The sequence below is a fragment of the Candidatus Pelagibacter communis genome (assembly GCF_001179945.1).
Taxonomy (GTDB): Bacteria; Pseudomonadota; Alphaproteobacteria; order Pelagibacterales; family Pelagibacteraceae; genus Pelagilacustribacter; species Pelagilacustribacter ubique_A.
In genome coordinates this window covers 41,400-48,623 of the sequence record NZ_CVSG01000006.1, presented here as the reverse complement: position 1 = coordinate 48,623, position 7,224 = coordinate 41,400, and the positions used below count along the sequence as shown (strand labels likewise).

Annotated in this window: 9 protein-coding genes; 7 read left to right on the top strand and 2 right to left on the bottom strand. The window is 29.0% G+C overall.

Features of this window, described 5'->3' with window-relative positions:
- From AMN78_RS00350 to AMN78_RS00330, 6 genes are all read left to right on the top strand, one after another.
- Positions 1-476: iron-containing redox enzyme family protein (locus tag AMN78_RS00350; protein WP_075533654.1), on the top strand; the 476-nt coding region annotated here is incomplete at its 5' end.
- 56 nt (positions 477-532) lie between these two features.
- Positions 533-1,621, top strand: a complete 1,089-nt coding sequence (locus AMN78_RS00345; protein WP_075533653.1) for a sulfite exporter TauE/SafE family protein — start codon at positions 533-535, stop codon at positions 1,619-1,621.
- Between the two features lie 18 nt (positions 1,622-1,639).
- Complete coding sequence (locus AMN78_RS00340) at positions 1,640-2,020, top strand: SxtJ family membrane protein (RefSeq protein WP_075533652.1); 381 nt, start codon at positions 1,640-1,642, stop codon at positions 2,018-2,020.
- A complete protein-coding gene (locus AMN78_RS00335) occupies positions 2,020-3,012 on the top strand; it encodes an SGNH/GDSL hydrolase family protein (RefSeq protein ID WP_143323140.1) in 993 nt (330 codons plus the stop codon). The genes AMN78_RS00340 and AMN78_RS00335 overlap by 1 nt, the downstream gene beginning before the upstream one ends.
- 5 nt (positions 3,013-3,017) lie before the next feature.
- Positions 3,018-3,170, top strand: coding sequence for a DUF5989 family protein (locus tag AMN78_RS04145; protein ID WP_179850580.1), 153 nt, complete (start codon positions 3,018-3,020; stop codon positions 3,168-3,170).
- Positions 3,171-5,006 (top strand): carbamoyltransferase family protein, encoded by a 1,836-nt coding sequence (locus AMN78_RS00330; RefSeq protein WP_075533650.1) that lies wholly within the window; start codon positions 3,171-3,173, stop codon positions 5,004-5,006. It begins immediately after the preceding gene.
- Between the two features lie 2 nt (positions 5,007-5,008).
- Here the strand turns inward: AMN78_RS00330 and AMN78_RS00325 are convergent, their stop codons facing one another.
- The gene (locus AMN78_RS00325) at positions 5,009-5,797 is read right to left on the bottom strand and encodes a M23 family metallopeptidase (protein WP_075533649.1); all 789 of its coding nucleotides are present in this window, start codon (positions 5,795-5,797) and stop codon (positions 5,009-5,011) included.
- Complete coding sequence (locus tag AMN78_RS00320) at positions 5,794-6,366, bottom strand: YjbE family putative metal transport protein (protein ID WP_075533648.1); 573 nt, start codon at positions 6,364-6,366, stop codon at positions 5,794-5,796. Before AMN78_RS00320 ends, AMN78_RS00325 begins: the two co-directional genes overlap by 4 nt.
- A 25-nt stretch (positions 6,367-6,391) precedes the next feature.
- Between AMN78_RS00320 and AMN78_RS00315 the strand changes: the two genes are divergently transcribed.
- Complete coding sequence (locus tag AMN78_RS00315; protein ID WP_075533647.1) at positions 6,392-7,150, top strand: enoyl-CoA hydratase/isomerase family protein; 759 nt, start codon at positions 6,392-6,394, stop codon at positions 7,148-7,150.
- Positions 7,151-7,224 lie beyond the last annotated feature (74 nt).

Sequence of the window (7,224 nt, the reverse complement as noted above, 5' to 3'; positions counted from 1 at the left end):
AAAGAAGAATTCTTTTAGAAAATTTACAGGATGAGGAAAATAAAGATGGTGATCATCCAAAATTGTGGAAAAATTTCGCCAAAGCTCTTGGAGCAAATGAAATAGAAATTGAAAATACAAAGCTTGATTGGTTCACAAAAGATATGATCGATAATTTTTTTGCTCAAGCAAGAAAATCTTATGCGGAAGGTTTGGCATCATTGTATACTTATGAAAGACAAATTCCTGAAATTGCAGAAACAAAAATTCAAGGTTTAAAGAAATTTTATGGAGTAAACTCAAAAGAGGGACTAGAATTTTTTGAGGCGCATAAATCTGCCGATGTAATTCACAGAGCAGAATGCGAAAAACTTTTAGATGGCTTAAGTAGTGATGAGCAAAAAAAGGCAGAAAATGCCTCGTTATTAACTGCAAGGTATCTATGGAATTTTTTGAGCGGCATGGTTTCAAAGCATAAACTGCAAGTAGCCGCCTAGTTCTAAAGTCTTGATTGACAATTGAGATTAAGAAGAATACCTATGATTAATTAGGTATGGAAATTTATCTTCCAATTGTACAAGTCCACATAGATGTAATTTTTATTTTATTTGTCAGCTTTGCCGTTGGAGTTTTGTCCGGCCTATTTGGTGTAGGCGGTGGTTTTTTGATGACACCCTTTTTAATTTTTTTAGGGATTCCGCCTATTTATGCAGTGCCAAATGAAATTAATAATATTTTAGCAACATCAGTATCTGGATCCATGACTCATTGGTTTAAAAATACATTAGACTACAAGATGGGATTAATGATAATTATAGGTGGTACAGTAGGTACAATTCTTGGAATCATTACATTCACTTTTTTTGAGGAAACAGGTAAATTAAGTATTATAATTTCACTGTTCTACATGTATCTTCTTGCAATTATAGGCACTTTAATGCTTATACAAGGTGCAAGCGAGATTGATGCTGCAAGAAAAAAAATAATTTTAAAGAAAAAACTCCACTCACACTACTGGATTCATCGTCTGCCTCTTAAATTAAGATTTCCCAAATCAAGACTTTATGAAAGTGCTTTTACCCCAATACTTCTTGGAATAATTGTAGGTTTTGTAGCTGCGTTAATTGGAGTAGGAGGCGCCTTTTTGATGGTTCCTGCAATGATTTATTTAATAGGTATGCCAATAAAATTAATTCCTGGAACTTCTTTATTTGTGACAGTATTTATAAGTGCATTAGTAACTGTGTTACACGCTTTTAAATACAGTTCAATTGATTTAATTTTAGTTATTGTTTTAGTCGTAGGATCAATTGTTGGTGTACAGGTTGGTCAAAAGATAGGTCAGTATCTTAATAGCTCTCACTTAAAAACTCTGTTTGCAATGTTATTATGTTCAGTCGCTATTGCTATTGCATATGATACATTTTTTTATGAGGGAGTTAGAAAAATAAAAGAAACTGAAATTGTAAGCTTTGAAAATATGAATTTTTTTTCCAAATTTATTTATAAACTTTCTGATAGTAATCCACTTCTTTATGGATCATTAGCAATTTTGTTAGCGATAATTCTTGGAATTGTAGGCGCAGGAGGCAGACAATTATTAAGTAAATACAAACATGTCTTCTTAATCCAAAAAAAATAAAGAATATGAGGAAAATTTATGAATAAAAAATCATCTAACAAAAGTTTTGGGATATTATTTTTTATCGTTTTTTTAGGATTTGGCTTATGGCCAATTATTAATGGCAAAAATCCAAATATATATTTAATCATAATTTCAATCATCTTTTTAATTTTAGGATTAGTGAATTCAAAAATATTATCTCCTTTAAACAAAATTTGGATTAAATTTGGGGAGCTTTTAGGTAAAATAATTGCCCCTATAGTTATGGCAATAATTTATTTTATTATATTAACCCCAATTAGCTTGACAGTCAGGCTTTTTGGAAAAGACTTATTAGGTCTTAAATTTTTAAAGAAAAAACAATCCTATTGGATAAAAAGAAAAAAAGATATTGGATCAATGAAAAAACAATTTTGATGAAAAAAATTTTGTTTGTTAATTTCTTAACCATCATATTTATTTTTTTAATAATAGAATTCTCTTTAAGAATTTTTAACATAGTCGAATTACAAGGGTTTAATAAAAAGTCTTTTTTTAAAAAGGATGGCATAACATATCATAAGCCCAATATATCTATGGTAGTTATGGGTGAAATGATTAAGACAGATCCTAATGGATTTAGAGTGCCTCTTACAGACTATAAATTAATAGATAATCAAAAATCTATAATTATTTTGGGGGACAGCGTGAGTTTTGGAGTTTCCGTAGAGGAAAGAAACACTTTTATTGGTAGACTCAGAAGCCAATCAAAAAAAAATTTATTAAATACATCTGTGGCTGGACATAGATTAGAAGATTATACATTTTTAATAAAAAAATATAATAATGATTTCCCTCAAGTAAAAGAGATATTAATTTTTTTATGTTTAAATGATATCGTTCTGCAGGAGGGAGTTTTACAAAAAGAAAACTTAGAAACAGAAATTTATGATAATAAAAATTTTATTTCAAAACTAATTAATAATAAATTATTTATTAAATTAAATTTTTTTTTAAGAGATAAGTCAGCCACATTTAATCTCATTAAGGCAGTAAGTACAAATAACGTAAAAAGGCATTATAATTATATGTCACCTTATTATTTAAATAAAAATTATTTAGAAGAGTATGAAAAAAATCTTAAAAAAATAATAGACTATGCAGACAAAAAACAGTTAGAGGTAAAATTTATATTATTACCCTACAAGTATCAAATTAAGAAAGATTGTCAGTTTGATATTATGAACCCTCAATATCAAATTAGTCTTTTATTTAGAAAATTAAATCAGCAATTATTTGATTTTTCTAATGATTTTTGCAATAAAAATGATAATAAAAAACTTTTTTTAAATTTTGATCCTGTGCACTTATCTTCTGCTGGACATAAATTTGTTTCAAAGTTATTAATTGATAAAGGTGTATTGAATTAGGTAAAATGATTGAATTTATAAAAGAATTCTGGGAATTTTTAAAAGAAAGAAAAAAATATTGGTTGTTACCTATAATTCTAGTTCTAGCTTTATTTGGAATTTTAATTGTTTTAAGCCAAGGTTCAGCAGTAGCGCCGTTTATTTATACAATTTTTTAAGTGACATCTATACTTGGCATATCAGCTTTTTACCATGACAGTGCAGCAGCACTTATAATAGACGGTGAAATAGTAGCCGCAGCTCAAGAGGAGAGATTTTCTAGAAAAAAACACGATGCTAGATACCCTATAAATGCTATAAATTATGTTTTGTCAGAAGCAAAAATAAAATTAAGTGATATTGATCATATAGTTTTCTTTGAAAAACCATTTTTAAAATTTGAGAGGCTTCTCGAAACTTATATGGCATTTGCTCCAAAAGGATTTAAATCTTTTAGTTTATCAATGCCTATTTGGCTTAGAGAAAAGTTATTTCAAAAAAAATTTCTTTTCGATAATCTTAAAAGTCATGATGAAGATTTTAAAGATATAAATAAGATTAAATTTTCTGAGCATCATTATAGTCATGCAGCTAGTGCATTTTATCCATCTCCATTTAAAGAAGCTATTGTTTTGACCTTAGATGGTGTCGGTGAATGGGCAACAACAACTGTTGCTATTGGAAAAGAAAATAAATTAAATATGTTAAAAGAAATACATTTTCCACATTCATTGGGACTACTTTATTCCGCTTTTACTTATTACACAGGTTTTAAAGTTAATAGCGGAGAGTATAAAGTGATGGGTTTAGCTCCTTACGGAAAGCCTAAGTATAAAGATTTGATTATTAAAGAATTAATGGATTTAAAGGAGGACGGCTCTTTTAAGTTAAATATGAAATACTTCAACTATGCAACAGGTTTAACAATGACAAATAAAAAGTTCTCAAATTTATTTGGCCAACCAGTTAGGAACTCAAAAAAAGATTTATTAACAGATTTTCACATGGATATAGCATCTTCAATACAAGCAGTAACGGAGGAAGTTGTATTAAGATTAACTAGAGATATTGTCAAAGAGTATAAAATAAAAAATTTATGTTTGGCTGGTGGAGTGGCCTTAAATTGTGTTGCCAATGGTAAAATTTTAAGAAAAAATTATTTTGAGAATATATGGATACAACCAGCAGCTGGTGATGCGGGAGGATCTTTGGGTGCAGCATTAGCTTACTGGCACCGAGAACTAGATAAACCTAGAAAAGATTTGAAAGATAAAATGAAAGGAGCTTATTTAGGCCCTCGACACGAAGCAAGCTCTATAGAAAGAAACTTAAAATCTTTAAAAGCAGTTTACAAAGAAAAAACATCTTCAGAAATTTCATCACAAGTTGCTAAAGAACTTGCAAACAGTAAAACTGTTGGTTGGTTTCAAGGTAGAATGGAATTTGGACCGAGAGCCTTAGGTGCTCGTTCAATTTTAGCCGACCCAAGATCAGAAAAAATGCAAAAAGAATTAAATTTAAAAATAAAGTTTAGAGAAAGTTTTCGACCTTTTGCGCCCTCAGTTTTGAGAGAAGATGTTAAGGAATGGTTTGAAATAGATTATGACAGCCCATACATGCTTTTAGTTTCTGACGTAAAAAAAGAAAAACAAATTACTATGTCAGAAAAAGATAATAAATTATTTGGAATTGATAAGTTAAATATTAAAAGATCATCAATACCCGCAATCACCCATGTCGACTATTCTGCAAGAATTCAGACTGTCCATAAAGAAACTAATCCAAAATATTATGATTTAATTAATGAGTTTAAGAAAATCACTAATTGCCCAGTTCTTGTAAATACCTCTTTTAACGTTCGTGGAGAACCTATAGTTTGTAGTGTAGAGGATGCATTTAATTGTTTTATGGGAACTAATTTAGATGTTTTGGTAATTGAAAATTTTGTTCTTTTTAAAGAAGATCAAGATAAGTCTTTATTAAAAGACTATAAAAATAAGTTTGAGTTAGATTAATTTTATTTGAGCACAGAAGCAGGGTCCAACTTTACTTCAAACCAATTCAGCCTTATATCTAAATGCGGACCTGTTGCTCTGCCACTTTGCCCAAGAGTCCCAACAATTTCTCCCTTCTTAACTTTCTGGCCTTTCTTAACATTTATATCCTTCATGTGCATATACAAAGTACTTACGCCGTGGCCATGATCGAAAATGATTGTTCCACCTGTAAAGTACATATCATTTGCTACTAAAGTGACAACTCCATCCATCATGGATTTAACTGGAGTACCTTCTGGAGCATGAAAATCTATACCATAGTGAGGTCTTCTTGGTTTACCGTTTAAAATTCTCTGGCTGCCGTAAACTCCTGTAATAATATATTTATCAATTGGGTAAATAAATTTATCTTTAAAAAATACTAATTTACTATCGATAGATCTAGCTTTGCCAATTAAAACATTATCTTTTTTAATTCTCTCATAAACTTCTGGTGGAGGTGTTACCTGTTTTGGTGGTAGACCATCAATTCTTTGTACTTTATACTTTCTTTTAAAAACCTTTTTTTCAATTAACTTAGTTTCTTTTCCAGTTTTTACTTTAATTAAAACATTATTTTTTCTATCTCTATCTAATCCAAAAGCGAAATATCCATCATTTGAAACTCTTACTTTTCTATCATCAATAAATACTTTTGAATTTGGATCTGTTTTTCCCAAAATAAAAGAGCCTTGTTTGAAATCACCCAAAAATTCAACTGCGTGAGAAATATTAAATATTAATAAAAAAAATATTATAAATTTAATCATAATAGAATTTTTAAATCCTCATATATTAATTGGATAGCTACGATTAGTATTGCAAATAACCCAACCCAACTAATCCAAGAATATTTTTTAATCAGTTTAGCAGTATAATTAGCTGCAAAAGCCATTAATAGTATTGATAGACCTAAGCCAAAAGCAAGAAGAGTATAATGATCTCCTGCTGCACCAGCTACACCTAAAACGTTGTCTAAACTCATTGTTACATCTGCAAGAATTACTGTAAAAATTGCTTTTTTAAGATTTGAGTTGTCAACTTCGATATTTTTTTCTTCAATTTTATTCTGAATTACATCTCTGTAAAGTTTGTAGCAGATATAAAGTAATAAAATTCCTCCAATTAATCTTAAACCTGAGATTTGCAATAAATAAGCTGTAATAAAAGTAAAAAGAATTCTCAAAACAACGGCTCCACCAATGCCCCAGAAAATTATTTTCTTTCTATTAGAATCTTCAAATTTTGAAGCAACCATACCAATAATAATTGCGTTATCTCCTGCTAAGACCAAGTCAATAAGGATGATTTCTATCAATATAATTAGTTGCTCTGTCATTATGAAATTTATATCTTATTAATTGATGAACTATAAAAATATTAAACTAGAAAAGCGAGAAAATTACGCAATTATCGAAATTGCTAACAATAAAAATAATAGTTTAGATCAAAAAACACTTAATGAAATTGGCGATGCAACCAAAAATTTGAATAAATCAAAAGAGATAAAGTGCATCGGTTTAATTGGAGGTCCAAAGTTTTTTTCGCCTGGAGCCGATATCAAAGAACTTGAAAAACTTGACTCAAAAAAAGCAAAAAAACAAAAACTTTTTTCTAAAGTTGATGATTTACAAAAAATCGATATTCCAATTATCTCATTCGTCGAGGGCTATGCATTAGGAGGTGGTTTTGAGCTTGCTCTCTCAAGTGATTTAATCATTGCAAGCTCCGAAGCGAAATTTGGTTTGCCTGAAATTAATTTAGGATTAATTCCAGGTATTGGTGGTACACAAAAAACAAAAAAATTTACTTCAAATCAAAATGTAAAATATTTAGCAATGTCAGGAGAAATTATTGATGCTGAAACTGCAATGAAGTATGGGATTGTTTCACAGGTTATTCCTAAGGAAAATTTTAAAGAATTTACTTTAAACTTTTTAAATACAATCTCGTCAAAGCCAAAAAAATCACTTCAAGTAATTAAAAATTTAGTTAATTCAGAGGAAAATTTAAAAAAATCTTTAATAAAAGAGAGACAAGAGTTTTATAAATTGCTTGATAGCGAAAATAAAAAAATTGGAATAAAAAGTTTTCTTAATAAAACAAAGCCTAATTGGAAATAAATCATCTTCAAGTTGTAGACAATTTGCATACCTGTAATTAAAATTTAACATAGTTAAACTATTCTAAATTTAAT